This window comes from Streptomyces sp. NPDC087300, assembly GCF_044744425.1.
Lineage (GTDB): Bacteria > Actinomycetota > Actinomycetes > Streptomycetales > Streptomycetaceae > Streptomyces.
The window spans coordinates 354,827-378,613 of sequence record NZ_JBIUYI010000004.1 but is presented as its reverse complement, the minus strand read 5'-3'; the positions used below and the strand labels follow the sequence as shown (position 1 = coordinate 378,613).

The 23,787-nt window shown below is 71.3% G+C and carries 23 protein-coding genes and 2 pseudogenes; 11 read left to right on the top strand and 14 right to left on the bottom strand.

What is annotated here, in order from left to right; genetic code table 11:
* Nucleotides 1-46 precede the first annotated feature (46 nt).
* Both ACIO9J_RS17525 and ACIO9J_RS17520 read left to right on the top strand, forming a co-directional pair.
* A complete protein-coding gene (locus tag ACIO9J_RS17525) occupies nucleotides 47-1,561 on the top strand; it encodes an aldehyde dehydrogenase (RefSeq protein WP_401999538.1) in 1,515 nt (504 codons plus the stop codon).
* A gap of 14 nt (nucleotides 1,562-1,575) precedes the next feature.
* A complete protein-coding gene (locus tag ACIO9J_RS17520; RefSeq protein WP_402001050.1) occupies nucleotides 1,576-2,316 on the top strand; it encodes a gamma-glutamyl-gamma-aminobutyrate hydrolase family protein in 741 nt (246 codons plus the stop codon).
* A gap of 136 nt (nucleotides 2,317-2,452) precedes the next feature.
* On the opposite strand, the gene ACIO9J_RS17515 is transcribed toward ACIO9J_RS17520, so the two are convergent.
* Complete coding sequence (locus tag ACIO9J_RS17515; protein WP_401999535.1) at nucleotides 2,453-3,031, bottom strand: MarR family winged helix-turn-helix transcriptional regulator; 579 nt, start codon at nucleotides 3,029-3,031, stop codon at nucleotides 2,453-2,455.
* A gap of 203 nt (nucleotides 3,032-3,234) precedes the next feature.
* Between ACIO9J_RS17515 and ACIO9J_RS17510 the strand changes: the two genes are divergently transcribed.
* Nucleotides 3,235-4,704: an APC family permease gene (locus tag ACIO9J_RS17510; RefSeq protein ID WP_401999532.1), complete on the top strand. Its 1,470-nt coding sequence runs from the start codon at nucleotides 3,235-3,237 to the stop codon at nucleotides 4,702-4,704.
* A gap of 29 nt (nucleotides 4,705-4,733) precedes the next feature.
* On the opposite strand, the gene ACIO9J_RS17505 is transcribed toward ACIO9J_RS17510, so the two are convergent.
* On the bottom strand, nucleotides 4,734-5,525 hold the full coding sequence (locus tag ACIO9J_RS17505) for an acetoacetate decarboxylase family protein (protein WP_401999529.1): 792 nt from the start codon (nucleotides 5,523-5,525) through the stop codon (nucleotides 4,734-4,736).
* Between the two features lie 259 nt (nucleotides 5,526-5,784).
* Between ACIO9J_RS17505 and ACIO9J_RS17500 the strand changes: the two genes are divergently transcribed.
* Nucleotides 5,785-7,173 (top strand): glutamine synthetase family protein, encoded by a 1,389-nt coding sequence (locus ACIO9J_RS17500; RefSeq protein ID WP_401999526.1) that lies wholly within the window; start codon nucleotides 5,785-5,787, stop codon nucleotides 7,171-7,173.
* Nucleotides 7,174-7,204: 31 nt separating this feature from the next.
* Entirely contained in the window at nucleotides 7,205-8,479 is a 1,275-nt protein-coding gene (locus ACIO9J_RS17495) for a cytochrome P450 (protein ID WP_401999523.1), read from the top strand.
* Nucleotides 8,480-8,493: 14 nt separating this feature from the next.
* On the opposite strand, the gene dusB is transcribed toward ACIO9J_RS17495, so the two are convergent.
* Together dusB and ACIO9J_RS17485 are read right to left on the bottom strand one after the other, a co-directional pair.
* The gene (gene dusB, locus ACIO9J_RS17490; RefSeq protein ID WP_401999520.1) at nucleotides 8,494-9,627 is read right to left on the bottom strand and encodes a tRNA dihydrouridine synthase DusB; all 1,134 of its coding nucleotides are present in this window, start codon (nucleotides 9,625-9,627) and stop codon (nucleotides 8,494-8,496) included.
* Nucleotides 9,628-9,668: 41 nt separating this feature from the next.
* A complete protein-coding gene (locus tag ACIO9J_RS17485) occupies nucleotides 9,669-10,583 on the bottom strand; it encodes a helix-turn-helix transcriptional regulator (RefSeq protein WP_401999517.1) in 915 nt (304 codons plus the stop codon).
* A gap of 83 nt (nucleotides 10,584-10,666) precedes the next feature.
* Here ACIO9J_RS17485 and ACIO9J_RS17480 point away from each other — a divergent pair, with 83 nt between their 5' ends.
* Both ACIO9J_RS17480 and ACIO9J_RS17475 read left to right on the top strand, forming a co-directional pair.
* The gene (locus ACIO9J_RS17480; protein ID WP_401999514.1) at nucleotides 10,667-12,118 is read left to right on the top strand and encodes an MFS transporter; all 1,452 of its coding nucleotides are present in this window, start codon (nucleotides 10,667-10,669) and stop codon (nucleotides 12,116-12,118) included.
* Between the two features lie 90 nt (nucleotides 12,119-12,208).
* The gene (locus tag ACIO9J_RS17475; protein ID WP_401999511.1) at nucleotides 12,209-13,663 is read left to right on the top strand and encodes an MFS transporter; all 1,455 of its coding nucleotides are present in this window, start codon (nucleotides 12,209-12,211) and stop codon (nucleotides 13,661-13,663) included.
* Here the strand turns inward: ACIO9J_RS17475 and ACIO9J_RS17470 are convergent.
* Nucleotides 13,650-14,444: a GntR family transcriptional regulator gene (locus ACIO9J_RS17470; protein WP_401999510.1), complete on the bottom strand. Its 795-nt coding sequence runs from the start codon at nucleotides 14,442-14,444 to the stop codon at nucleotides 13,650-13,652. The genes ACIO9J_RS17475 and ACIO9J_RS17470 overlap by 14 nt on opposite strands.
* Nucleotides 14,441-14,983 (bottom strand): GntR family transcriptional regulator, encoded by a 543-nt coding sequence (locus tag ACIO9J_RS17465; protein WP_401999507.1) that lies wholly within the window; start codon nucleotides 14,981-14,983, stop codon nucleotides 14,441-14,443. The genes ACIO9J_RS17470 and ACIO9J_RS17465 overlap by 4 nt, the downstream gene beginning before the upstream one ends.
* 162 nt (nucleotides 14,984-15,145) lie before the next feature.
* Between ACIO9J_RS17465 and ACIO9J_RS17460 the strand changes: the two genes are divergently transcribed.
* The 3 genes from ACIO9J_RS17460 (at nucleotide 15,146) to ACIO9J_RS17450 (ending at nucleotide 17,261) form a co-directional block, all read left to right on the top strand.
* On the top strand, nucleotides 15,146-15,559 hold the full coding sequence (locus tag ACIO9J_RS17460) for an ATP-binding protein (protein WP_401999504.1): 414 nt from the start codon (nucleotides 15,146-15,148) through the stop codon (nucleotides 15,557-15,559).
* A gap of 76 nt (nucleotides 15,560-15,635) precedes the next feature.
* Complete coding sequence (locus ACIO9J_RS17455) at nucleotides 15,636-16,652, top strand: aldo/keto reductase (RefSeq protein WP_401999501.1); 1,017 nt, start codon at nucleotides 15,636-15,638, stop codon at nucleotides 16,650-16,652.
* 24 nt (nucleotides 16,653-16,676) lie between these two features.
* Nucleotides 16,677-17,261: a TetR family transcriptional regulator gene (locus tag ACIO9J_RS17450; protein WP_401999498.1), complete on the top strand. Its 585-nt coding sequence runs from the start codon at nucleotides 16,677-16,679 to the stop codon at nucleotides 17,259-17,261.
* A gap of 112 nt (nucleotides 17,262-17,373) precedes the next feature.
* Here the strand turns inward: ACIO9J_RS17450 and ACIO9J_RS17445 are convergent, their stop codons facing one another.
* Together ACIO9J_RS17445 and ACIO9J_RS17440 are read right to left on the bottom strand one after the other, a co-directional pair.
* On the bottom strand, nucleotides 17,374-17,862 hold the full coding sequence (locus ACIO9J_RS17445) for a hypothetical protein (RefSeq protein ID WP_401999495.1): 489 nt from the start codon (nucleotides 17,860-17,862) through the stop codon (nucleotides 17,374-17,376).
* On the bottom strand, nucleotides 17,862-18,551 hold the full coding sequence (locus ACIO9J_RS17440) for a hypothetical protein (RefSeq protein WP_401999493.1): 690 nt from the start codon (nucleotides 18,549-18,551) through the stop codon (nucleotides 17,862-17,864). The genes ACIO9J_RS17445 and ACIO9J_RS17440 overlap by 1 nt, the downstream gene beginning before the upstream one ends.
* A 397-nt stretch (nucleotides 18,552-18,948) precedes the next feature.
* On the opposite strand from ACIO9J_RS17440, the gene ACIO9J_RS17435 reads away from it, so the two are divergent.
* Nucleotides 18,949-19,242, top strand: a complete 294-nt coding sequence (locus ACIO9J_RS17435) for a hypothetical protein (protein ID WP_401999490.1) — start codon at nucleotides 18,949-18,951, stop codon at nucleotides 19,240-19,242.
* A 126-nt stretch (nucleotides 19,243-19,368) separates the two neighbouring features.
* Here the strand turns inward: ACIO9J_RS17435 and ACIO9J_RS17430 are convergent, their stop codons facing one another.
* The 6 genes and pseudogenes from ACIO9J_RS17430 to ACIO9J_RS17405 all read right to left on the bottom strand — a co-directional run bounded on the left by ACIO9J_RS17430 (nucleotide 19,369) and on the right by ACIO9J_RS17405 (nucleotide 23,736).
* Nucleotides 19,369-20,961 (bottom strand): class I adenylate-forming enzyme family protein, encoded by a 1,593-nt coding sequence (locus tag ACIO9J_RS17430; RefSeq protein ID WP_401999487.1) that lies wholly within the window; start codon nucleotides 20,959-20,961, stop codon nucleotides 19,369-19,371.
* 119 nt (nucleotides 20,962-21,080) lie between these two features.
* Nucleotides 21,081-21,593 carry a hypothetical protein gene (locus tag ACIO9J_RS17425; RefSeq protein ID WP_401999484.1) on the bottom strand — a complete coding sequence of 171 codons (513 nt, stop codon included), beginning with the start codon at nucleotides 21,591-21,593 and terminating at the stop codon, nucleotides 21,081-21,083.
* A 183-nt stretch (nucleotides 21,594-21,776) separates the two neighbouring features.
* Nucleotides 21,777-22,352: a VOC family protein gene (locus ACIO9J_RS17420; RefSeq protein ID WP_401999481.1), complete on the bottom strand. Its 576-nt coding sequence runs from the start codon at nucleotides 22,350-22,352 to the stop codon at nucleotides 21,777-21,779.
* A 242-nt stretch (nucleotides 22,353-22,594) separates the two neighbouring features.
* Nucleotides 22,595-22,897 (bottom strand): annotated as a pseudogene (locus tag ACIO9J_RS17415) (DUF1330 domain-containing protein); the annotation flags it as partial.
* A 30-nt stretch (nucleotides 22,898-22,927) separates the two neighbouring features.
* A pseudogene (locus ACIO9J_RS17410) lies at nucleotides 22,928-23,305 on the bottom strand (methyltransferase domain-containing protein); the annotation flags it as partial.
* Nucleotides 23,306-23,310: 5 nt separating this feature from the next.
* The gene (locus ACIO9J_RS17405) at nucleotides 23,311-23,736 is read right to left on the bottom strand and encodes a hypothetical protein (RefSeq protein ID WP_401999478.1); all 426 of its coding nucleotides are present in this window, start codon (nucleotides 23,734-23,736) and stop codon (nucleotides 23,311-23,313) included.
* Nucleotides 23,737-23,787 lie beyond the last annotated feature (51 nt).

Genomic DNA, 23,787 nt, shown 5'->3' with positions numbered 1-23,787 from the left:
ACGACATTCCCCCCGCTTCACATACCCGTACTTCCGGGAGGCAGCCATGCCGCACGACGAAGCCCCGGCCGCCCGCGGCCACCAGGACTGGCTCCGCGAGGCCGACGCCCTGATCCCCCGCCTGCCCACCAGGCACCGCGTCGCGGGCGCCGAGACGGACGGCTCGGGCAGCGCGTTCCCCGTGATCTCACCGCGCGACGGCCGCGTCATCGCGCTCGTCGCCGACGGCGGCGGCAAGGAGGTGGATCTGGCCGTCGCCGCCGCCCGCCACGCCTTCGACAGCGGGCCCTGGCCGCGCATGTCCCCCGTGGATCGCGGCCGCGTGCTGCTGCGGATCGCCGAGCTCGTCGAGGAGCACCGCGCCGAGCTCGCGCTCACCGTCACCCTGGAGAACGGCAAGCCGATCACCGAGTCGTACGCGGTCGAACTGCGGGCGCTTGCCGCCACGTTCCGCTGGTACGGCCAGCTCGCCGACAAGCTCACCGACGAGTCCCCGCACACCGGGCCCGGCGCGCTCGCCCTGGTCACCAGGGAGCCGTCCGGCGTGGTGGGCGCGGTGGTGCCGTGGAACTTCCCGCTCACGCTCGCCGCGTGGAAGATCGCGCCCGCCCTCGCCGCGGGCTGCTCCGTCGTCCTCAAGCCCTCCGAACTCACGCCCCTGTCCGCGCTGTCGCTCGGCAGGATCGCCGACGAGGCGGGGCTGCCGCCCGGCGTCCTGAACGTCGTCGCGGGCGACGGGCCAGGGGCGGGCCGGGCGCTCGGCCTCCACCCGGACGTGGACGTCCTCGCGTTCACCGGCTCCACGGCCGTCGGCAGGCACTTCCTGCGCTACGCCGCCGACTCCAACCTCAAGCGGGTCTGGCTCGAACTCGGCGGCAAGTCACCGAACATCGTGCTGCCCGACGCCCCCGACCTCGCCACCGCGGCCGCCACCGCCGCCTGGGGGATCTTCTTCAACCAGGGCGAGATGTGCACCGCGCCCTCCCGGCTCCTCGTGCACGCGTCCGTGGCCGACGAGGTGACGGACGCGGTCGTCGAGCGCGCCGGGACGCTCCGGGTCGGCGATCCGCTCGACCCCGCCACCGAGATGGGCGCGCTCGCGGGAGCGGCCCGGGTCACGGCCGTCCAGGACCACGTGCGCAGGGGTGCCGACGCGGGGGCGCGGCTGCGCGCGGGCGGCTCACCGCGCGAAGTCGTCCCGGGCGGCGCCTACTTCGACCCCACCGTCCTCGACCGGGTCACCCCCGGCATGCCGCTCGCCCGCGAGGAGATCTTCGGCCCGGTCCTGTCCGTGCTCACCTTCGAGACCCTCGACGAGGCGGTCGCGCTCGCCAACGACAGCGAGTACGGGCTCGCGGCGGGCCTGTGGACCTCGGACCTGTCGGCCGCGCACACGGTGGCGCGGCGGCTGCGGGCGGGCACGGTGTGGGTCAACTGCTACGAGGAGGGGGACCTGACCGTGCCGTTCGGCGGCTACAAGCAGTCGGGGCACGGGAGGGACAAGTCGGCGCACGCCCTGGAGAAGTACACGGAGCTCAAGACGACGTGGATCCAGCTGTGAGCCGGGAAGGGCCCGTGGGCCGCGCGGACTTCCACACCCGCCCCCGGCCCCGTACCCGCCCCTTGATCGCCCTCCCCCAGCGGTACGCCGCGTCGACCTCCGCCCTGCGCTACGCGGCCGTCGTCACCGCGCGGGCCCTCGCCGACGCGGTGTACCGCGCGGGCGGCGAGCCGTTCATGATGCACCCGGGGCCGCCCGGCGAGGCCGCGGGACGCCTCGACCGCTGCGCGGGACTGCTGCTGCCCGGCGGCGGCGACCTCGCGCCCTGGCGGTACGCGGCCGGCTCCGACGTGCACCGTTCCGTGTACGACGTGGACGACGCGCAGGACGAGTTCGACCTCGCGCTCGCCCGCCGCGCCCTGGACCGGGGCCTGCCGACGCTCGCGGTCTGCCGGGGCATGCAGGTGGTGAACGTCGCGCTCGGCGGGACGCTGCGCCAGGACATGGGCGGCCCCGCGTCGGACCACCGGCACAAGACGCACCCGGTGCGGGTGGCCGCGGGCTCCACGGTGGCGCGTGCGCTCGGCGCCGAGAAGGTGGAGGCGTCGTGCTACCACCACCAGTGCGTGGGCCTGGCCGGCCGGGGCCTCGAACCCACGGCGTGGGCGGCCGACGGAACGGTCGAGGCGCTCGAACTCGTGGGCGCGGCGGGGTGGTTCGCGGCGGTGCAGTGGCATCCGGAGGACACGGCGGAGAGCGACGGGGCGCAGCAGGGACTGTTCACGGGGCTGGTCGGCGCGGCGGGGGCCCCTTAAGGGGCGCGGGGAACGGCGCGAGCGGCCGAAAACGCGCCCGCACCCGCCGTGCGACCGCCGGAGGCAGACGCGACCGCGGGTCCATCGTGGCCGGTCGCGCAGTTCCCCGCGCCCCCTGCCGGAGCCGTGGCGGGACTCACCCGCCCGGCCGCGCCCGGCGACCGCTCCTGCGCGGCGCGGGATCCGCACCGTCGAGCAGGTGCAACCTCCGCTCCTCGCCCTTGTCCTCCGTGCGTACGACGATCTTCCGCAGCAGGTCCGCGAGGACTCCGCACTCCGCGTCCGTGAGGCCCTCCGTGACGAAGACCTCCTCGGCGTTGAAGGCGGGGAAGACCTCGCCCATCAGCCGCTCGCCCTCGTCCGTGAGCCGGAGCAGCGCGAGCCTGCCGTCGTCGGGGTGGCCCCGGCGTTCCAGGAGGCCGCGGCCCGCGAGGGTCCGGGCGACGCCGGTGAGCGTGCCCTTGGAGATGCCGGCCTCCTCCGCAACGTACCGCGTCTCCATCTCGCCCCAGATCCAGACGACGTAGAGCACGACGAACGACGTCCAGGTCAGTTCGGCGCCGCGCAGCACGGAGTTCTCGAAGTGCTGCCGGACGGCCGACGCCGCGCGGTAGATGTTCGAGACGGCGGCCATCTGCCCGTGCTTGACGGGGGTGTCGCCGAGCTTGGCCCTGACCGCCTTCTCGGTGTCGCGGATGGAGCGTTGGCCCGTCACGTGCGTGTCTCCTCGGTCCGATGGCGCTGAGTGGTTCCGGCGGTTCCGGTGGTCCGCGTGTGGGTTTCCAGTCTGCCAAGACCTCTTGAGGACTCTTGCCCGGGCACAGGGGCGTCCGTACCATCAGCGCCATTCGAATTCGTACGGGCTCAAACGATATCGCGTTCCCCGTGGATGCGCCCTCCTCTCCCCGGAGTCCCGTCATGGCTCTCGACCATCAAGGCTCGGCCTCGCCCGCGCCGCCCCTCTCCCCCACCACCGTCCCCGAACGCCGCGTCGGCGTCGCGGGCATCGTCTTCGTCGTCGTGGCCGCGTCCGCGCCCCTCACCGTCGCGGCGGGCGGCGTTCCGCAGTCCCTCGGCGTCACCGGCGTCCTCGGGATACCGCTCCTCTACCTGCTGACAGCCGTCGTGCTCGGGCTCTTCAGCGCCGGATACGCGGCGATGAGCCGGCACATCACCGGGGCGGGCGCCTTCTACGCGTACACCGCGCAAGGGCTCGGCCGTACGCCGGGCGTCGGCGCGGCCTTCGTCGCGCTGCTCTCGTACAACGCCATGCAGATCGGCATCGCGGGCCTCTTCGGCGCCACCACCGCGGAGTTCATCGACGCCAAGACCGGCGTGGACATCCCCTGGTGGGTCCTCGTCCTGGCCTGCACGGCGGTCGTCGGGGCGCTCGGCTACCGGCGCGTCGACGTGGGCGTGCGGGTGCTCGCGGTGCTGCTCGTCCTGGAGTTCGGCACCGTACTCGTCTTCGACATCGGCCAGTTCACGCACGCCCCCGAGGGCGTCTCAGCCACCCCGCTCACCTGGGGCGCCGCCACGGACGGCTCGCTCGGCGTCGCGCTGTGCTGCGTCTTCGCCGCGTACATGGGCTTCGAGTCGGCCGCCCTGTACAGCGAGGAGTGCCGGGATCCGCGCCGGACGGTGGCGCGCGCCACCTACATCGCGGTGGGGCTCATCGGGGTCTTCTACGCGGCGACCGCGTGGGCCATGGTGAGCGGCGCGGGGACCTCGCGGGCGACGCGGGTCGCCGCCGAGCAGGGGCCGCAGATGATGTTCTCCCTCAGCGACTCCAGCCTCGGCACGGCCTTCTCCGACTTCGCGCAGTTCTTCCTGATCACCAGCCTGCTCGCGGCGCTGCTCTCCTTCCACAACGCCGTCGCCCGGTACGTCCGCTCCCTGGGGCGCGAGGGCGTGCTGCCGCGCGCGCTCGGCGTGCTGCACCCCCGGCACACCTCTCCGCACCGCGGCTCCCTCCTCCAGACCGCCGTCACCGCCGTCGTCATCGGGGTGTTCGCGCTGGCCGGGCGCGACCCGGTGGCCGACGTCTTCACCTGGCTGACCAACCTCGGGGCGCTCGGCGTCATCCTGCTCCTGTTCGCCACGTCCGCGTCCGTCGTCGCCTACTTCATCCGTCGGCCCGACCTGACCGAGCCGCTCTGGCACCGGCTCGTCGCACCCCTCGCGTCGGGCGCGGCGCTCGCCGTCATCTTCTGGCTGGCGCTCACCAACTTCAGTGTCCAGCTGGGGGTTTCGTCGGACAACCCGCTGCGGTGGATCCTGCCGTGCCTGATCCTGATCGCCGCGGCGGCGGGGAGTGCGTGGGGGCTGTGGCTGCGGCGGGCCCGGCCCGAGGCGTATGCGGGGATCGGTTCCACGGCGGGTGGGTGAGCGGGTGGGCGGCCGTGGGGCGGCGGGGTCTACAGGCCTCGTTCCAGGAGCGTTCCGCCGTCCCACGTGACGCCCACCTGGCGGTAGTACGCCCCGATCGGCTCCTCGACCGCGAGGGCGGCCAGCTCCTCGGTCGGCGCGTCGAAGAGGTCGAGCTCGGCCTCGCCCGACCAGGCCTGGCCGCCCTCGAACGCGGCGGCGCCGGAGGAGATCAGCTCGTCCAGGGCGAGGCCCTTGCCGTCGATGGCGGGGAGTTGGCGGTGGTGGGCCATGGGGTGGGCGTTGACGAAGCCGTTGGTCTCCGCGGGTCCGGTGAGGGTCACCACGGCCTGCGCGAGCCTGCGGTCGGCGGCGGCGAGCGTGGCGCCGAAGGCGGCGCCGGGCTCGATGCGGGGGGCGGGGCCGTAGGGGTGGGGGCGGGTCAGGTGGATCGAGCCGAGCTTCTTCGGGTAGCCCTGGTGGTTGCCGCGGGCGATGGCGAAGTCCTTGTCGACCCAGATGTAGACGCAGCGGGAGTAGGTGCGGCCCCGGTAACCGCACCGTACGACGGCGAAGCACTCCTTGTACTGGGCCCGTACGGGGTCGAGGAGTTCAGCGCGGGAGGCGCCGCACGACTGCCAGTCGGCCCAGATCAGCGCGACGGCGCCGGGGTCGGCGTCGGCCAACTCCAGTGGTTCCGGGAGTAGTTCGCGTACGCGGTCCGGGTTGGTCCGGTACTCGACGGTGAGCAGGTCGCCCGAGTAGTGCCAAGGGGGCGCGGGCACGAGGGAGGACTTCCCGGTGGCACTCTTGGGCGGAAAGAATCCTTGAACACCGGTCATCTGCGGGCTCCTTCGCCTTCCGTCGGGCATGGGGACGGGGACTTTCGTTTGAGCCCGTACGATATTCGGGCGGAGCGGGCTTGTCACGGTACGGGGCCCGCTCGGCCGGCGGCGGGGCAGCACGCCCAGGACGCCACCCACCGTTACGTCGCACGCGAATTGGGGATCGACCCCTTGCGCACCCCTCCGAGGCTTCATATCGTTTGAAGTCAAACGATGAACGGCCCCCTCCTCCCTCACCGGAAAGGCTGGGACACGGATGAGCGAAGCGAGTGCACGAGGGCAGGACGGCGGGGGCGCGGAAGTCCGGGAGATCGTCCGGGAGTTGGAGGAGCGGGGGACCGATGTCGTGCGGGTCGTCTATCCCGATCTCATCGGCGCCGACCGGGGCCGCGACATCCTGGTCGGGCAGCTGCCGACCGCCTGCGAGCACGGGCTGACCTTCTGCCGGGCCGTCTACCACACCACCCCCAGGGGCGACGTCGTCCCCGTCGCGGGCGGCCTGGACGCGGGGCTGCCGGACATCTGCGTCCATCCGGACCTCGACACCCTCCAGCCCCTGCCCTGGGAGAAGGGCGTCTCCTGGTGCCTGGGCGACACCATCGACCCCCGCACCGGCCAGCCCGCCCCGGAGTCCCCCCGCGCCCTGCTCCGCCGCGTCCTCGCGAGCACCGCGGAGTACACCGGCGCCGCCGGCCACACCCCGGTCGTCGGGCCCGAGTTGGAGTACTTCCTGTGCGACCCCGACCCCGCGGCCCCGACCGGCTGGGTCCCGTACGGCGGCGCCACCGGCAACGTCTACAGCGCGGGCCGCCGCGGCGACCCGGACGGCCATCTCCTGCGCACCCTGCGCCAGTTGGCCGACCTCGGCATCGGCGTCATCGCGGGCAACCACGAATTCGACGGCGGGCAGTTCGAGATCAACCTCACCCACTCCGAGGCCCTGGACGCCGCCGACCGCGCCTTCCGCTTCAAGTCCGCCGTCAAGGAGACCGCCCGCCGCGAGGGACGCCTCGCCACCTTCATGGCCAAGCCGTTCAACGACCTCGGCGGCTCCGGCTTCCATCTGCACATCTCGCTCGTCGACGCGGCGGGGCGCAACGTCTTCGACGATCCCGAGAGTCCCGACGGCCTCTCCGCCACCGCCCGGCACGCCATCGCGGGAGTCCTCGCGCACGCCCCCGCGCTCACCGCGTTACTCAACCCGACCATCAACTCCTACAAGCGCTTCGGGCCCGACACCCTCGCCCCCTGGCTGGTCGACTGGGGGCTGGACAACCGCAGCGCGATGGTCCGCATCCCGCCCGAGCGCGGCGCGGGCACCCGGCTCGAACTGCGCCTGGGCGACGCCTCCGCCAACCCGTACCTGATGATCGCCGGAGCCGTCGCCGCGCTGCTCCTGGGCATCCGCGACAAGCCCGAGCCGCCCGCCCCGCTGGAGGGCTACGGCTACGACGAGACCTCCGCGCCCCGGCTGCCCGGCACGCTCACCGCCGCGCTCGACGCCCTGGAGGCCGACGAGGCACTCACCGGGCTGCTCGGCGCCGAGTTCACCGGCGCCTTCCTCACGTACAAGCGCAATGAACTCGAACGCTTCCAACAGACCGTCACGGACTGGGAGTTCACGGAGTACGCCTTCCTCATCTGACCGCCCCGAGCACGCACGAAGGAGTACGTCCATGCGTACGGTCACGGGCCCCGCGCCCCTCGCCATCGGCGACGTCGACCTCGCCGACAACGACCGGTTCACCGACGGCGCCCTGCCCTGGCGGATGTTCGACGTGCTGCGCCACGAGGACCCCGTCCACTGGCAACCCGAACCCGCGCCCAACTCCGGCTTCTGGGCGGTCACCCGACACGCGGACATCGTGCGCGTGGACCGCGACCCCGACACCTTCACCTCGGAGCGCTTCACCAACCTCGAAGAGGTCGACGAGGACTACATCGCGCTGCGCCGCTCCCTCCTGGAGACCGACGGCATGCGGCACCGCGCGATGCGGCTCATCCTGCAGAAGCGGTTCACGCCGCGGGCCGTCGCGACGTACGAGACCTTCCTGCGCGGGCTCACCGCACGCACCCTGGACGCGGCCCTGCCCAAGGGCACCTTCGACTTCGTCAGGGAGGTCTCCGCCGACTTCCCGATCAATGTGCTCGCGCGCATGCTCGACGTACCGGAGCAGGACACCCAGCAGCTCATCGACTGGGGCAACCGCATCATCGGCAACACCGACCCCGACTACGCCGACGTCCTGCTCGAAAGCGCGGAGAGCGAGCGCTACCGCAATCTGCCCTTCCGCTCCCCCGCCTCGCTCGAAGTCTTCGAGTACGGAAGGAAGCTGGCGGCCGCCCGGCGCGGCGGCGACGGCGACGACCTCGTCACCACGCTGGTCAACAGCTCCCCCAGGGACGGCGTCCCGCTCTCCTCCACCGACTTCGACAACTACTTCCTGCTGCTCGTCGTCGCGGGCAACGAGACGACGCGGCACGCCATCTCACACTCCATGCTCGCGCTCATCGAGCACCCGGAGGAGCGCGCCAAGCTCGTCGCCGACCCCTCGCTGATCCCCGGCGCCGTCGAGGAGTGCCTGCGCTGGGCCTCGCCCGTCTACCACTTCCGGCGGACGGCCACGCGGGACGTCGAACTCGGCGGCAAGCACATCAGGAAGGGCGACAAGGTCGTGCTCTGGTTCGCCTCCGGCAACCGGGACGCGGAGGTCTTCCCCGACCCGTACCGCTTCGACGTCACCCGCGAGAACATCGACCACGTCACCTTCGGCAAGGGCTCTCCGCACTTCTGCCTGGGCAACTCGCTCGCGCGGCTCGAAATGCGGGTGATGTTCGAGGAGTTGCTGCCGAGGTTGGCGGGCATCCGCTTGGACGGGGAGGTTCGGCGGGTCCGGTCCAACTTCGTCAATGGGATCAAGGAGTTGCCGGTGTCGGTGACGCTGGCGTAGCCCCGTCAGGGGCGTCAGCCCCCGGACGTGTCCAGTTCCGCGTCCTCGCTGATGCCCGCGCAGTCGTAGGGGTCCTTGAGCCAACCGTCCGGCAGGACCACGCGGTTGTTGCCCGAGGTACGACCGCGCGGGCCGTCCGCGCCGAGGGGCCAGGGCTGATCGAGGTCCAACTCGCCGAGCCCGTCCTCCAGTTCGGCAAGGGAGGACGTGATCGCGAGGCGCTTGCGCATCTCGGAGCCGACCGCGAAACCCTTCAGGTACCAGGCGACGTGCTTGCGGAAGTCGATGACGCCGCGCGCCTCGTCGCCGATCCACTCGCCGAGCAGGGTGGCGTGCCGGAGCATGACGGCCGCGACCTCGCGCAGGTCCGGGGCCTTGGGCGCGCCCGTGCCCTCGAAGGCGGCGACCAGGTCACCGAAGAGCCAGGGGCGCCCCAGGCAGCCACGGCCCACCACGACGCCGTCGCAGCCGGTCTCCTTCATCATCCGCACCGCGTCGGCCGCCGACCAGATGTCGCCGTTGCCGAGCACCGGGATCTCGGGGACGTGCTCCTTGAGGCGCGCGATGGCGTCCCAGTCGGCCGTGCCTCCGTAGTGCTGGGCGGCGGTGCGCCCGTGCAGGGCGATCGCCGTGACGCCCTCCTCGACGGCGATGCGGCCCGCGTCGAGGAAGGTGATGTGCTCGTCGTTGATGCCCTTGCGCATCTTCATGGTGACCGGCAGGTCACCGGCGCCCGCGACCGCCTCGCGCAGGATCGCGCGCAGCAGCGGCCGCTTGTACGGGAGCGCGGAGCCGCCGCCCTTGCGGGTGACCTTGGGGACGGGGCAGCCGAAGTTCAGGTCGATGTGGTCGGCGAGGTCCTCCTCGGCGATCATCCGGACCGCCTTGCCGACGGTCGCGGGGTCGACGCCGTACAGCTGGATGGACCGGGGCTTCTCGGTCTCGTCGAAGTGGATCAGCTGCATGGTCTTCTCGTTGCGCTCGACCAGGGCGCGGGTCGTGATCATCTCGCTGACGAAGAGGCCCTTGCCGCCGGAGAACTCCCGGCAGAGCGTCCGGAACGGCGCGTTCGTGATGCCCGCCATGGGGGCGAGCACGACGGGCGGCCGCACGGTGTGCGGGCCGATGGACAGCGGCTGGGACGACATCGAGGCTCTCCGGGACGGACGACGGGACCCTCCATTGTCCCTCACTCCGCAGGCACCCGTTCCCCCCTCCCCTCCGCCTCCCCCGACAGCTCCGCGAGACGCTCCAGGCGCTCCTCCGTCTCGTCGTCGGCGGGGACGTACGCGATGAGGCGGTGCGCCTGCGCGAGCGGGGCCATCCACAGCATCCGGTGCTCCAGGCGCAGCAGCCCGACCCGGGGGTGCTGATAGCGCTTGACGTGCGGCGACATGGTGGCCACCTCGTGCCGCTCCCACAGCTCGCGGAACTCGGCGGAGACCGCAAGGAGCCGGTCGCGCAGCTCCTTCCAGGCGGGCTCGGCGCCGTGCTCGGCCATCGAACCGCGGAACTTGGCGATCAGGTCGCGCAGCATCTCGTCCCGGTCGAGGAAGGTCTCGCGCCAGCTGTCGCTGGTGGCTAGGAGCCACAGGCAGTTGCGGTCGCGGGGCTCCATCGCGTCGAAGTCGCCGAAGACGTGGGTCCAGGAGCGGTTGTGGGCGAGGACGTCGTAGCGGCCGTTCTGCACGGTGGCCGGGTAGGGGGCGACCCGGTGCATGAGGCGGCGGACCGGTGCGGAGAGCGCCGTGCACTCGGCTTCGGGGCGCGGGTCGACGGCGCCCGCGAGCGCGAAGAGGTGGGCGCGCTCGCTGGGGTCCATCAGGAGGGCCCGCGCGATGGCGTCGATGACCCCGGCGGACACCTTGATGTGCCTCGCCTGTTCGAGCCACGTGTACCAGGTGACGCCCACCGAGGAGAGCTGGGCGACCTCCTCGCGGCGCAGCCCCGGCGTGCGGCGCCGGACGCCGCGCGGCAGGCCCGCCTGCTCGGGCGTGACGCGTTCGCGGCGGCTGCGCAGGAACGCGGCGAGTTCCTGGCGGCGGATCTCGGCGGCGGGCGCCGGGGGTTCGGCTGTCACAGTCACCGTCCCAGGTTCGCCCATGCCGCAGCCTGTTTCCAGGTGCGCCTGGTACCAGGATAAGGACACTCTGGTACCCCTCTGAGGTCCGGAACATCGTCGTATCCGTGACCACCACGACCGATACGACCGATACCGGCACCCCCGGGCCCCTCGCCGCCGACACGACCGGGCCAGCCATCCTGCGGCCCCTGGGCCTCTTCACCGTCCTCCTCGGCGCCACCCTCTCCAGCCTCGACTTCTTCATCGTCAACGTCGCCCTGCCCAGCATCGAGCGCGACCTGCGCGCGGCGCCCGCCACGCTGGAGATGGTCGTCGCGGGCTACGCGGTGGCGTACGCCGTACTGCTCGTCCTCGGCGGGCGGCTCGGCGACACCTTCGGCCGCAGGAGGCTCTTCCTGTGGGGCGTGGCGGCCTTCGGCGTGACCTCGGGAGCCTGCGGGCTCGCGCCCGGCGCGTGGTGGCTGGTGGCGGCACGGGTGGCGCAGGGCGCGGCGGCCGCGCTGATGCTGCCGCAGGTCCTCGCCACGATCCACGCGACGACGCGGGGCGAGCGGCGGGCACGGGCCGTCGCCCTGTACGGCGCCGTGAGCGGCATCGCGGGCCTGCTCGGCCAGGCGCTCGGCGGTGCGCTGGTCGCCGCGGACCTGGGCGGCACCGGCTGGCGCGCGGTGTTCCTCATCAACGTGCCGATCGCGGCGGCCGCCCTGCTCGTCGGCGCCCGCGCGGTGCCGGACAGCAGGACGGAGCGGCCCGCGCGCGGTGACGTGCTCGGCACCGTCCTGTTCGCCGGGTCGCTGACCGCGCTCCTGCTGCCCCTGACGGAGGGCCGCGCGACGGGCTGGCCCCTGTGGTCCGTGCTGCTCCTGGTCGCGGCGCCGCTGCTCGGCTGGGCGTTCGGGGCGGTGGAGAGCCGTGCCGAGCGCACCGGCGGCAGTCCGCTGCTGCCCCCTTCGCTGCTGCGCGAACCCGCCGTACGCAAGAGCCTGGCGCTCGGCCTGCCGATCTTCATCGGCTTCAGCGGGTTCATGTTCGGCTTCGCGATCCTGCTCCAACAGGGGCTGCGCTACGGGGCGTTGAAGGCGGGCCTGACCGTGGTCCCCATGGGTCTCACGCAGATCCCGGCGGCCATGCTGGTGCCGCGCCTCGTACGCCGCTGGGGCACCCGTGCGATGACCCGCGCCGCCCTGGTGCACGTCGTGGGCCTCACGGTGACGGGCCTGACGGTGCTGTGGACACCGTGGGCCGCCCTGACCCCGCTCGCCCTCGCCCCCGGGCTGCTCCTGTGCGGTCTCGGGCAGGGCGTCCAGCTCGCGCTCTACTACCGCGTCGCACTGGCCGCCGTACCGGCCGCGCGGGCGGGGGCGGGAAGCGGCCTCGCGGCGACCGTGCAGCAGTCGTGCCTGGCCATGGGCGTCGCGGCACTCGGCTCCCTCTTCCTGGCCCTCACCCCGCCACTCGGCATGCGGGCCGCGTTCGCGCTCATGCTCGGGGCCCAGCTCACCGGGCTGCTCGGCCTGGCACTGCTGAGCTTGCGGCTGCCGCGGAGGCTGGGCTGAGGCCGGTCGGAAGCCGGTCCGAGCCCGCGCCTCCCGCACCGCTCCGGTCCGGCCGCGCCCGGTGCCCCCGGGAGGACTACCGTCAGATACATGCCCGATGAACTCACCCACCGCAGACGCATGCTCGTCCTCGCGATCTGCTGCATGAGCCTGCTGATCGTCAGCCTCGACAACACCATCCTGAACGTCGCGCTCCCCACCATGCGGCGGGAGTTCGACGCGAGCGTCTCGGGCATGCAGTGGACGATCGACGCGTACACGCTCGTCCTCGCCTCGCTCCTCATGCTGGCGGGTTCGACGGCCGACCGGATAGGCCGCCGCAAGGTCTTCCAGGCGGGTCTGATCACCTTCACGATCGGCTCGGTGCTCTGTTCGCTCGCGCCCAACCTGGAATCCCTGGTCGCCTTCCGCATGATCCAGGCGGTCGGCGGCTCGATGCTCAACCCGGTCGCGATGTCGATCATCACCAACACCTTCACCGAGCCGCGCGAGCGGGCCCGCGCCATCGGCGTCTGGGGCGGCGTCGTCGGCATCTCCATGGCGGCGGGCCCGCTGGTGGGCGGGCTGCTCGTGGACTCGGTCGGCTGGCGCTCGATCTTCTGGGTCAATCTGCCGGTGGGCCTCGCCGCGCTCTTCCTGACCACGCGGTACGTCCCCGAGTCCCGCGCCCCGAAGCCGCGCCGCCCCGACCCGGTGGGCCAGCTCCTGGTGATCGTGCTGCTCGGCGCCCTGACGTACGCGATCATCGAGGCGCCGAGCGCGGGCTGGACGTCACCGCTGATCCTGACCTTCGCCGGCGCGGCCCTTCTCGGCCTCGCCGGGCTCGTCCTGTACGAGCCGCGCCGCGCGGAACCCCTCATCGACCTGCGCTTCTTCCGCTCGGCACCGTTCAGCGGCGCCACCGTGATCGCGGTCTGCGCGTTCGCGTCCCTCGGCGGCTTCCTGTTCCTCTCGACGCTCTACCTCCAGGACGTACGCGGCCTCGACGCGCTGCACGCGGGCCTGTGGATGCTGCCGATGGCGGCGATGACGCTGGTCTGCGCCCCGCTCTCGGGCCGTCTGGTCGGCAGCCGGGGCCCACGCCTGTCGCTGCTGGTCGCCGGGGTGGCGATGACGGCGTCCGGTCTCCTGTTCGCCGCGTTCCAGGCGGAGGAGGCGGGCGCCACGCGCTTCGTCGGCTACGTCCTGTTCGGCCTGGGCTTCGGCTTCGTGAACGCCCCGATCACCAACACGGCGGTCGCCGGGATGCCCCGCGCCCAGGCGGGCGTCGCCGCCGCGGTCGCCTCCACCAGCCGCCAGATCGGCCAGACACTCGGCGTCGCGGTGATCGGCGCGGTCCTGGCCTCGGGCGTCGCGTCCTCCTCGTACGCGAAGGACTTCACAACGGCGAGCCGCCCCGCCTGGTGGATCATCACGGGCTGCGGCGTCGCGGTCCTGGTACTCGGCGCGATGACGAGCGGGCGGTGGGCGCGGGGGACGGCGGAGCGTACGGCGCGGTGCCTGGAGGGACGGGAGGCGACAGGCCGCTCGGTCACTCCGGCGTGAACTCGTACTGCAGCTCGTAGAGGTGTCCCGCCTTGACCATGACGGTGGCTTCGATGGGCCTGTCGTTGTCGCTGTAGACGACACGCAGGGTGCGCAGCACGGGCAGACTGCCGGGAAGGCCGAGAGCGACGTACTGCTCCCGCGTCGGAATCCTGGCGGAGACCCGGTCCACGCTCAGGCGTGGCGGCAGTCCGAGTTCGGCGAGGAGCGCCGGGGTGCCACCCTTGATGCGGCGCTTGTCCGTGACGGCGGTGCCCTGGACCAAGGCCAACGGGTAGTAGGACTTGACCAGTTCGACCGGCTCGTCGTCGATGAACAGGATCTGGTGCCGCAGCAGTGCCGTCTCGCCGTCCGCGAGGTTCAGGGCGGCCGAGACGTCGGCGGGAGGCCGGACCTCGGCCACGTCCAGCAGCGTGCTGCGCGCCTGCCCGCCGCCTTTCGCGGCCTCGGTGAGCCAGCGGTACGGCTCGCCCGAAGGGGCCGGGGCCATGTACGAGGCCGGGCGCACGGTCTGCTGCCGGTGTTCCCGGACGGTGACGGCCGCTCCGGCCCGCCCGATCAGGAGCCCTTCGCCCTTGAGGAGCTGGAGAGCCTTCTGGATGGTGGCGTTGGAGGCGTCGAACCTCGCCTTGAGGTGGACCGTGGAGGGGAGTTTCGCGCCGGGCGCCAAGTCACCGCTCATGATCTCGCCCCGGAGGTCGGCGGCGATCCGCTCGTGCAGTGAGCGGCGGTCGGCCGACTCGGCGCCGGTGTCGGTGGTGTTGTCGGCGGGCACGGTCATCCGATCCTGATCTCGTAGCGCAGCCGCTGCCGGTGCGCGGGCATCACCATCATGTCGGCCTGGATCGGCCGGCCGTCACCGTCCAGCGTGACTCTGCTGATCCGAAGGACGGGCTCACCCTCGCCCATGCCCAGCGTCGCGCGCTCGTCCTCGCTGGGCATGCGCGCGGTCACGTCCTCACGTACGCGCACGCCGGTGTGCCCGAGCTCGGCGAGAAGCGTGACGGCCCCACCACGGATCTTTCCCGTACCGGCGAGACGGGTGCCACGGGCGATATTGGCCGGGTAGTACGTGTCGGTCAACTCGCATGGTTCCCCATCGAGTTGGATGACGCGGCGGCGCACGACGACGGGCTCCCCGGTGGCCACGCCGAGCAGGGCGGCCACCTCGTCCGGGGCCACCACTTCCCCGGCGTGCACGATGCGCTGGCCGCCCCTCCCTCCTCGGGCGGCGGCCTCCTCGGCCCAGGCGTCGGCCTGCCCCTCACCTCGCGGCGTCAGGTACGGCATGGAAGTACTGACCCACGCACTGTCACTCACGGCGTCCTCCTACGGAACCGGAACCGGGCGTCTCCAACCTTGCCGCTTTACACGTTAAGCGACTCACTCCGCGCATCCCCCTTGGCCTTACCTTGCCGCTTTTCGCGAATAGCGATAAGTTCCCAACCATCGCACAGCCCAGGATCAAGGCGGTGGTTCACCGTGCCCCCGTCACGGCAACGACGCTTCCCTCGCGCACACGGCTCCGCGAGAGCCGCGCGCACCTTCACCTCGGAGGTACTCACGGAGTGGGGCGTCACCGAGAGGCTGGAGGACATCCAGCTCTGCGTCTCCGAACTCGCCACGAACGCCCTGCTCCACGGCGTTCCACCAGGACGCGAGTTCAGCCTGGAACTCGTCGCCGACGGCCCGCCGATCCGCGTCAAGGTGCGCGACAGCGGGGGCGGGCACCCGCGGTGGGAGCGCGGGGAACTTGAGGGATGCGGCGGCAGAGGGCTCTACCTGGCGCAGGCCCTGAGCGACGACTTCGGCGTCACCTGGCACACCCCCGGCAAGACCGTTTGGCTGACATTCAAGACCGCGTCACCACCACCGGCCGCAGCGGACGGCGAGTGACGACCGCCCAACGGTGCGCCATGGATGACAGATGACAGATATTGAAATCTGTCATCTGTCATGTCATGGTGGACGCATGCGTACTCTCACCCTCGGAAACACCGGCCCCCGCACCTCCGCCCTCGGCCTCGGCTGCATGGGCATGTCCGCGCTCTACGGCGAAGCCGACCGCGCGGAGTCCATCGCCACCATCCATGCCGCCCTCGAAGCGGGCGTCACCCTGCTGGACACCGGCGACTTCTACGCCATGGGGCACAACGAGATGCTGATCGGCGAGGCCCTGCGCACCGCCCCCGCGGCCCGTCGCGAACAGGCGCTCACCAGCGTGAAGTTCGGCGCTCTGCGCGACCCGGACGGCGGCTGGTCGGGCTACGACGGACGTCCCGCGGCCGTCAAGAACTTCGCGGCGTACTCCCTCCAGCGCCTCGGCGTCGACCACATCGACGTCTACCGCATCGCCCGCATCGACCCCGACGTCCCCGTCGAGGAGACGGTCGGCGCCATCGCCGACCTTGTCGAGAAGGGCCACGTCCGGCACATCGGCCTCTCCGAGGTCGCCGCCGACACGATCCGCCGGGCCGCCGCCACCGCCCCGATCTCCGACCTCCAGATCGAGTACTCGCTCATCTCGCGCGGCATCGAGGCGGAGATCCTGCCGACGGTCGCCGAGCTCGGCATCGGCGTCACGGCGTACGGGGTGCTCTCGCGCGGCCTGATCTCCGGCCACTTCACCCGCGACCGCAAGCTCGCCGCGAACGACTTCCGCTCGATGAGCCCCCGCTTCCAGGGCGAGAACCTCGACAGGAACCTCGACCTGGTCGACGCCCTGCGCAAGATCGCCGAGCAGAAGGGCGTCAGCGTCGCGCAGACCGCCATCGCCTGGGTGCTCGCGCAGGGCCCCCGGCACGGGGCGTCGATCGTGCCGCTGGTCGGCGCCCGCCGCCGCGACCGGCTCGACGAGGCGCTCGGCGCGCTCGACGTGACGCTCGACGACGCGGACCTCGCCGCGATCGAGGCGGCCGTGCCCGCGGACGCCGCGGCCGGCGCCCGCTACCCGGAGTCCCAGATGGCACACCTCGACAGCGAGCGCTGACCGTCCCCCGGGTACGGTCTAGCCATGGCAACCGCGGCACCCCTGACCCCCGAGCGCATCCTCGAAGCGACCGAGGAGGTGCTTCGCAGGCACGGCGCGGCCAAGGCCACGGTGGTCGACGTGGCCCGCGCGCTCGGGGTGAGCCACGGCACGGTGTATCGCCACTTCCGTACGAAGGCGGAGTTGCGCGGCGCGGTCACCAAGCGCTGGCTGGACCGTACGTCCGACGCCCTGTCCGGGATCGTCACCGGCGCCGAGCCGCCCGAGGCCAAGCTGCGGCACTGGCTGGCGGGCCTCTTCGAGGCCAAGCAGCACAAGGCCGGCGACGACCCCGAACTCTTCGCGACCTACACGGTGCTGACCGAGGAGAACGGCGGCGTGGTGGACGCCCACATCGCCGAACTCACCGGCCAGCTCACGGCGATCGTCCAAGAGGGCGTGGACGCGGGCGAGTTCACGTCCCAGGACCCCGCGGTCTCGGCCCGCGCGGTCTTCGACGCGACGGGCCGCTTCCACGACCCGTCGTACGCGTCGCACTGGTCCCGCCCCGGCATCGAGGCGGCCTTCACGGCGGTGGTGGATCTGACGGTGCGGGGGCTGCGGGCCTGAACGGTCTGGAAGACCGTCGTGGCGCGAGTTTGATCCGGGACTGTCACGCCGTGGACCCAGGACGGCGAACAGCGCCCCAGGCAAAAACCCTGGGGCGCTGTGGCATTGGCTGCTACTGCCCGACTGTGAGGGACCAGCGAACCGAGGAGGGCGCGGTCACTGCGACTGTGCCCGTTGGCCTGGCCTTCTTGAGGCCCAGCTCGTTGTACGTGCTGCTGACCTCGCCGTCCACGCAGTTGAGGGGGAAGTGCATGCCCATAGGCTGGACGGTGACCTTGAGGGTGCCCTTGCCCTGGCAGTTGACGAGCACGGACAGCGATCCCTTGGCGATATCGCCGAGCGGGATGTTCTGGTTCCCCTTGGCCGCTGCGACCTCGGCCAGCGGCTGGCCCTCCGGAAGCTTGGGCGCCTCGCTGACCGATTCCCCAGGGATGTGTTCAGGTCTGGCCGCGTCCTTGGTGCGCGTCGCGGACGGTGTCGACTTCGACTGGTCCGACGTGTCGTCCGATCCTGAGCAGGCGCCAATCGTGAGGCTCACCAGCAGTGCCCCGGCGGCGCAGCTCACGGTGCGGAGGGTTCCCCGCTTGGCGCTGTTGGGCATCAGCTCTCCCAGATGTACCAGCCCACCCGGTACGGGGTGTAGCTGGTGATCGTCTTCTTCGCGGTCGTTGAGCAGTTGCTGTAGTAGGAGTAGCTCTTGCCCTTGTGCTTCAGCCGGTATACCCCGTACTTGGCGTGCGTGGTCTTCTTGGCCGGAGTGTCCACGGTGATGACGTTGCCGAGTTTCGCGGTCAGCTCAAGGGACAGATTGACGCTGTACTCCTGCTCAATTTCGGCCACCATCGCACTGGCCTTCACCTTGAGTCCCGCAGATACTGATATGCCGACCTTGGCGGTTACCTCAGCCTCGAACCGGGACTTCGCGGTACGGCTCGTGCCGTTGTAGTTGGAGTTCGTCGGGCCGACGCCCTTGTGGAACTTACCGCCCTTGCTGATGGGCCGGTACACACCGCCCGGCGTGCAGTGCTCGGCGGCCGGTCCCGGGTCGGGCTTACCGACCGGCCACTCGGCCTCCCCGGTGGGGGCCTCGGGGTCCCCGACCTCGATGAGGTCCGTCTCCTCCGGCTCGGCCGGCGGACCGGGCTGGACGGCGGTGTCTTCTGCGTTTGCCGTAGCAGTGGCGACAGGTTCTGTAGTGGCTGCGTCGGCCAGCGCAGGGGTGGTCAGCCCCGCCATAAGGGCCAATGTCGCTGCCGGTATCAGCAGGCCCTTGCTTGTTCTGATGCTCATGAGCACCTTCCCCGATGAGCCGCCCTTACTGGGCGGCCGGTCCACTGAAAGTACGGGAGCGATTGCGGTGGGTGAAGATCTTGCGTGATCTTCTGAGCAAGAATTGAGGTCATGCTTCGGGCATATGCGTCTCCATGAACCGAAAGAGCGCCGCCCCGCCCGATGCGGGTGTGGACAGCGCCTGACCGAACGTGCGGGACTGGCGTCCGCCTTCTCCCTCTGCTGCCTCTAGAGCCCGCTCAATCTGGGGGTTCGACCGTTCCTGACTACGGTGCATGGCCTTCGCGTAGAAGCGGGTGTGTGGACCAGGAGCGGACCACGGCCCACTCCCGTACCCGGCTGCACCAGCCAGCCGGAACACCCACGCCGAAGCCGCACCAACTGGCAGACTCTGGGCGTGATTCCACTGACCGCTGCGGAGCAGCAGAGCAGTGCTTCGCTCCCTCTGACCGTCTTCGTCGCGGCGTGCGCCCTCGCGTTCACGGTGGCCTCGTTCTGGTGGATCAACGCTCGCCAGGGAGACCTGAAGGTCTGGGAGTCGCATTCGTTCGCGGCCGCTGTGACCTCCGAGATCGCTCGGGTCCGCTTTCCTCTCGTGCTCTACAACACGGGTGCCAAGCCGATCGTGGTGCTCGACCTGCGACGATTTCCGCCTGCCGGCCTGCTTCGCCGCGGCAGGCCGGACAGCTGAGCAGATGTTCATCGAGTTCGGAGCGCCGTTCCCCGCTGTCGTGCCGGAAGCGCGTGACTACCAGGTGGTCACCGAAGCGGCGCTGGGCGACTTGCGGGCAGAGTTTCAGGGAGGCGTAGCCGCGGCCTACCGGTCCGCCAACGTCGACCGGAGCAGCTTCTTGTCGGGCTTGCCGACATCCGTCAGCGGAATCCGGTCGAGGACGTGCACCGCGCGCGGGGCGTACAGCGCTCCCTTGTGTTCCGTGACGAACGCCGTGACCTCCCGCGTCAACTCCTCTTCCGTACCGCCGTATCCGGGCGCGCGGACGACCGCCGCCCGCACCTGCTCGGTCTCGTCCGCGCCGTGCACCCCGACCACCGCGCAACCCGCCACGGCCGGGTGCGTGAGCAGCAGCCGCTCCAGTTCCGCCGGATAGATGTGTCCGCCGACCACGACGACCATGTCCTTGATCCGGTCGACGAGGTACAGGTACCCGTCGGCGTCCAGCCGCCCGACGTCGCCGGTGCGGACCCAGCCGTCGCGCAGGACCTCCGCGGTCAGTTCGGGCTGTCGCCAGTACCCGGTCATCAGCATCGGGGTGCGGACGTGGACCTCCCCGGCCTCGCCCGCCGCGAGCACCGTGCCGTCCGGGCCGCGCACCTCGATCTCCGCGCCGGGCACCGCGCGCCCCGCGGGCGCCGGGCCGCCGTCCGCCGTCACCAGGCGCTCGTGCTCGTGCGGCAGCACCTCCGCGATGCACCCGGCCTCGGTCTGCCCGTACGAGCCGTGCAGCACGGGCCCGAACGCCGCGGCGGCCTGCCGGAGGCGCCGCGCCGACACGGCGGTGCCGCCGTAGACGATGCGGCGCAGCGTGCCGACCTCGGCCGTGGACAGCCGCGGGTGGTCGAGGAGTTCGTACAGCAGGGGCGGCAGCAGCCAGAGGTCGGTGATGCCTTCGTCGCCGATGGCGGTGAGCACGTCGGCCGGGTCGAAGCCGTCCCGCAGCACCACGGTGCCTCCGGCCATGAGCGCCATGTCGGCGAAGATCCCGGCCATGTGGGCGAGCGGGGTGCAGGCGAGGAAGCGCGGGCGTTCCCCGGCGGACAGGCCGCCCACGCGTTCGGTCAGGAACCGCCGGTAGGGGCCGTGTGCCATCCGGATGCCCTTGGGCACCCCGGTGGTGCCGCCCGTGAAGCGGATGCACCAGTCGTCCTCGGGCCTCGCCCGTCCGGACACCGGTTCCGCGGCGCGGGCCCCGTCGCCATCGCCATCGCCATCGCCATCGCCATCGCCGTCGCCGAGGAGCGCGGCATCCCGTATGCGTACGACGGGGACCTCGACCAGGTCAGCCAGGGGTTCGGCAGCGGAGTCCAGGATGATGAGCAGCGCCGTGTCCACCCTGTGCACGATCTCCGCCTGGGCCCGCGGTGCCGTGCCCTCGCCGAGGGAGACGGCCCGGGCGCCCAGGAGATTCGCCGCGTACCGCGCGAGGAGGGCTTCGATCCTGTTGCCCGTGAGCAGGGTCACGGTGCTGCCCCGGCCGATGCCGCGTTCCGCGAGTCCCGCGGCCAGCCGGTGCACGCCGTCGCGGAGTTCCCCGGCCGTGACGCCACACCCCTCGGCGGTGCGCAGGGCGGTTCTTCCGGGGTCCGCGCCGAGGACGTCGAGCAGGGTCTCGACGTAGCTCTCGTATCCCTCGCCGGTGCCCTGATTTCCGTACGTCGGACTGTCGTTCATGGCCTGTGCCTCTCGCCGCGTGCTGTCTCTGGAGACAAACACACGGCGTTCACGCGGTCCAAGACCGATGCGGTCATGTACCGATGCCCCGGCGGACATGAGCCCACGAGCCCTGGAACTCAGTGCAGGATCTCGGCGCGCAGCCTCTCCTTGGGCGTGTTGATGTCCCAGTAGCGGACACTGCCCCGGGCGTCCTTGAAGGCGCCCGTGCCGCCGGTGATGGCCATGTCGAGCGAACTCGCCTCCTCCGGCCGCAGCGATTGCATCGTCAGCGAGCCACGCTCGAGCTCCAACGTGATCACGGCCTGCGACGTGACCTTCCCACCGCCGACGTACACGACCTGAGACGTCCCGGCGCCCCGTCCGACGTCGCGGCCGTTCTCCACCGCGGTGGCGCAGTAGACGGTCATGTCGCCCAGGCTCGGCCCCGCCTCGCCGAGATCGACGGACTCGTACTCCAGGTCCTTGAGGCGGAGTTCGATGACCTCGACCCGGTCCTTGTCCGAGGGATCGGCATGCGCTTTCGAGGCATCGGCGTTCGCGCCCCCCACGGCGAAGACGCCGACCGCCGCGGTGGCCAGCGACAGGGCGGCGCATCTCTTGAGCAGGAGCCGGTTGCTGTTGTTCCCCATCGTGGAAACTCCTCATGGCGATCTACGCGTGCCGACAACTCGACGCTATGGCAGGCGAGTTGTGGCGTCCAAGACCGACATCGCCATGACGTCATGACCCTGGCGGCATAAGAGGCGGGGCGGAGCCAGGTCCGTGAAGAACCGGCTCCGCCCCCCCTGCCTTCCGCTTCGCGCACGCCCCCGTCAGCGCCAACTGTTGTTACTGGCGTGGTCCCCCGCGAGCCAGCGGGCGAGGTCGGCGTGTGCCGTGGTGCGCTTCTCGGCGTCGATCTTCGCCACGTCGGGGTGGTCGACGGCGAACTCCAGGATCAGGCCGTTGAGGTCCGTGATGTACAGCGAGACGCAGAACCCGTGGTCGAGCACGTGGGCATTCGCCTCCGGATGGGCCGCGACGGCGCGCTCGCGGATGGCGTCCTGGGCCTCCGCATCGACCTTGAAGGCGATGTGACGCAAGGGAGTGGTGTTGATGCCGGTCTTGAACTCCGCCTGGTCCTTGGGGTCGGCGAACTGGAAGAAGGCGAGCGCACTGCCGTCGGCAAGGCCGTAGAGGGCATGGCTGTAGGCGCGCTCGGCCCCGGCCAGCACCTCGCGCTCGGTCCACGTGGCCACCAGGGGCAGGCCGATCACGTCCTCGTAGAAGCGCCGGTTGGCTTCCTGGTCGTCGGTGATCCACGCGTGGTGGTGGAGGCGGAGGGGCTGGGTCGAGGGCTGGGGCAGGGCCTGGGGCAGGGCCTGGGGCTCGGTCTGCGTCTGCGCCATCTCGGGTCATCTCCATTGGTCAGATGGGGTATTGGGCCGGCCCCCCTCGGGGGGGGGCGGCTCTCTGACCAGCATGCACCTCGAATAGGTTGAATGTTAAATCAATTTGGGCCATTGTCCGCACGCCGGAACGGCACCCCCGAGGCGCCGATGCGGCACCCCTCCAGCCCGCCCCCGCAGGTCGGCCACCAGGCGACCGACACCGATCCGGCGCGCGGACCGTGGCGAGAAATAGTTGAATGTTAATTAACTGGGAGCGAGAACCCCTCCGGCGGCGCCCCCTCGGCGAACAGCAGCGACACCCGGACCTTGCCCTCCCGGATCTCGCGGGCGTGCCGGTACTCCGGGGAGTCGTACCACTCCCCGATCCGGGCCACGTCCGGGAACTCCAGGAGCACCAACCGGGAGGATTCCCAGGTGCCTTCGACCGGTTCGGGCGTGGGGCCCGCCACCAGGTAGCGGCCGCCGTGGGCGAGGATGGACTGCTGGGCCACGGGCGCGTAGGCCAGGGCCGCCTCCTCATCGAGCACGTCGATGGTGACTATGACGTAAGCGGGCATGCTCCAAGCACTCCTCTTCATCAGCAGATGCCCCCTGCGGAACCGCTCCCCCTCGCGGGGTTCCCGCAGCATCCGGCCGGTCTCCGTGAAGCCGGACTTCGCCGCCAGTTCCGCCAGGCCGTCGACCGGCCAGCGGTAGGCCGTCGTCACCTTGTGGTCGAACGGCGTGACCGGGGGCCCCTCCGACTCGAAGAACGCGAGCAGGAGGTGGCCGCCGGGGGCCAGGACCCGGTGGAACTCAGCGAAGTACGGCGGGAGTTGCGCCGGGGGCGTGTGGATCACCGAGTACCAGGACGCGACGCCGGAGAGGGTGCCGTCCGGTACGTCGAGGGCGTCCATGGAGCCGACCTCGAAGCGGATGTCCGGATGGGCGGCGCGGGCCAGGTCGACAATCGCGCCTACAGCCCGTCCTCCGTCGGCCGGTGCTCCACGTACTCGATCACCGTGCCGTCCTTGTGCCGCGCCGTGAAGCCCGAGCCCGTCGGGACCTTGATCAGCGGGTCCGTGATCTCCGCGCCCTCCTCCGCGAGGCGTTCCAGGTACGCCTGCGCCGAGTCGACGAGCAGCGTGCCGTGGGTCGCGCGGAAGGGAGCCAGGGTCTCCTCCGTGCCCTCGATCAGGAGGAAGGCGCCGACCACGGCGAGGGCGAGGTTCTTCTCGGGGTAGGCGAACCACATGTCGCGTTCCGTGCCGAGCAGCCGCTCGTAGGACGACGCCAAGGCGTCCAGGGTGCCCGGGCCCGTATAGACGCGGATGAAGGGGCGGGGTTCGGTCAGGTCCGTGGAGTCGTTGCGGCGGCGCCACATCACAGGGGTTTCGGTCATGGGACCAGCCTCCCGTTCGGCCCGCCCCTCAACCAGCCAGGCATTCATGGG

Bases quoted from the DNA above. Each gene is read 5' to 3' on its own strand.
- ACIO9J_RS17525 (WP_401999538.1), top strand. From the start codon at position 47: ATGCCGCACGACGAAGCCCCGGCCGCCCGCGGCCACCAGGACTGGCTC.
- ACIO9J_RS17510 (WP_401999532.1), top strand. From the start codon at position 3,235: ATGGCTCTCGACCATCAAGGCTCGGCCTCGCCCGCGCCGCCCCTCTCC.
- ACIO9J_RS17505 (WP_401999529.1), bottom strand. From the start codon at position 5,525: ATGACCGGTGTTCAAGGATTCTTTCCGCCCAAGAGTGCCACCGGGAAG.
- ACIO9J_RS17500 (WP_401999526.1), top strand. From the start codon at position 5,785: ATGAGCGAAGCGAGTGCACGAGGGCAGGACGGCGGGGGCGCGGAAGTC.
- ACIO9J_RS17495 (WP_401999523.1), top strand. From the start codon at position 7,205: ATGCGTACGGTCACGGGCCCCGCGCCCCTCGCCATCGGCGACGTCGAC.
- dusB (WP_401999520.1), bottom strand. From the start codon at position 9,627: ATGTCGTCCCAGCCGCTGTCCATCGGCCCGCACACCGTGCGGCCGCCC.
- ACIO9J_RS17485 (WP_401999517.1), bottom strand. From the start codon at position 10,583: ATGGGCGAACCTGGGACGGTGACTGTGACAGCCGAACCCCCGGCGCCC.
- ACIO9J_RS17475 (WP_401999511.1), top strand. From the start codon at position 12,209: ATGCCCGATGAACTCACCCACCGCAGACGCATGCTCGTCCTCGCGATC.
- ACIO9J_RS17470 (WP_401999510.1), bottom strand. From the start codon at position 14,444: ATGACCGTGCCCGCCGACAACACCACCGACACCGGCGCCGAGTCGGCC.
- ACIO9J_RS17455 (WP_401999501.1), top strand. From the start codon at position 15,636: ATGCGTACTCTCACCCTCGGAAACACCGGCCCCCGCACCTCCGCCCTC.
- ACIO9J_RS17450 (WP_401999498.1), top strand. From the start codon at position 16,677: ATGGCAACCGCGGCACCCCTGACCCCCGAGCGCATCCTCGAAGCGACC.
- ACIO9J_RS17445 (WP_401999495.1), bottom strand. From the start codon at position 17,862: ATGCCCAACAGCGCCAAGCGGGGAACCCTCCGCACCGTGAGCTGCGCC.
- ACIO9J_RS17440 (WP_401999493.1), bottom strand. From the start codon at position 18,551: ATGAGCATCAGAACAAGCAAGGGCCTGCTGATACCGGCAGCGACATTG.
- ACIO9J_RS17430 (WP_401999487.1), bottom strand. From the start codon at position 20,961: ATGAACGACAGTCCGACGTACGGAAATCAGGGCACCGGCGAGGGATAC.
- ACIO9J_RS17425 (WP_401999484.1), bottom strand. From the start codon at position 21,593: ATGGGGAACAACAGCAACCGGCTCCTGCTCAAGAGATGCGCCGCCCTG.
- ACIO9J_RS17420 (WP_401999481.1), bottom strand. From the start codon at position 22,352: ATGGCGCAGACGCAGACCGAGCCCCAGGCCCTGCCCCAGGCCCTGCCC.
- ACIO9J_RS17405 (WP_401999478.1), bottom strand. From the start codon at position 23,736: ATGACCGAAACCCCTGTGATGTGGCGCCGCCGCAACGACTCCACGGAC.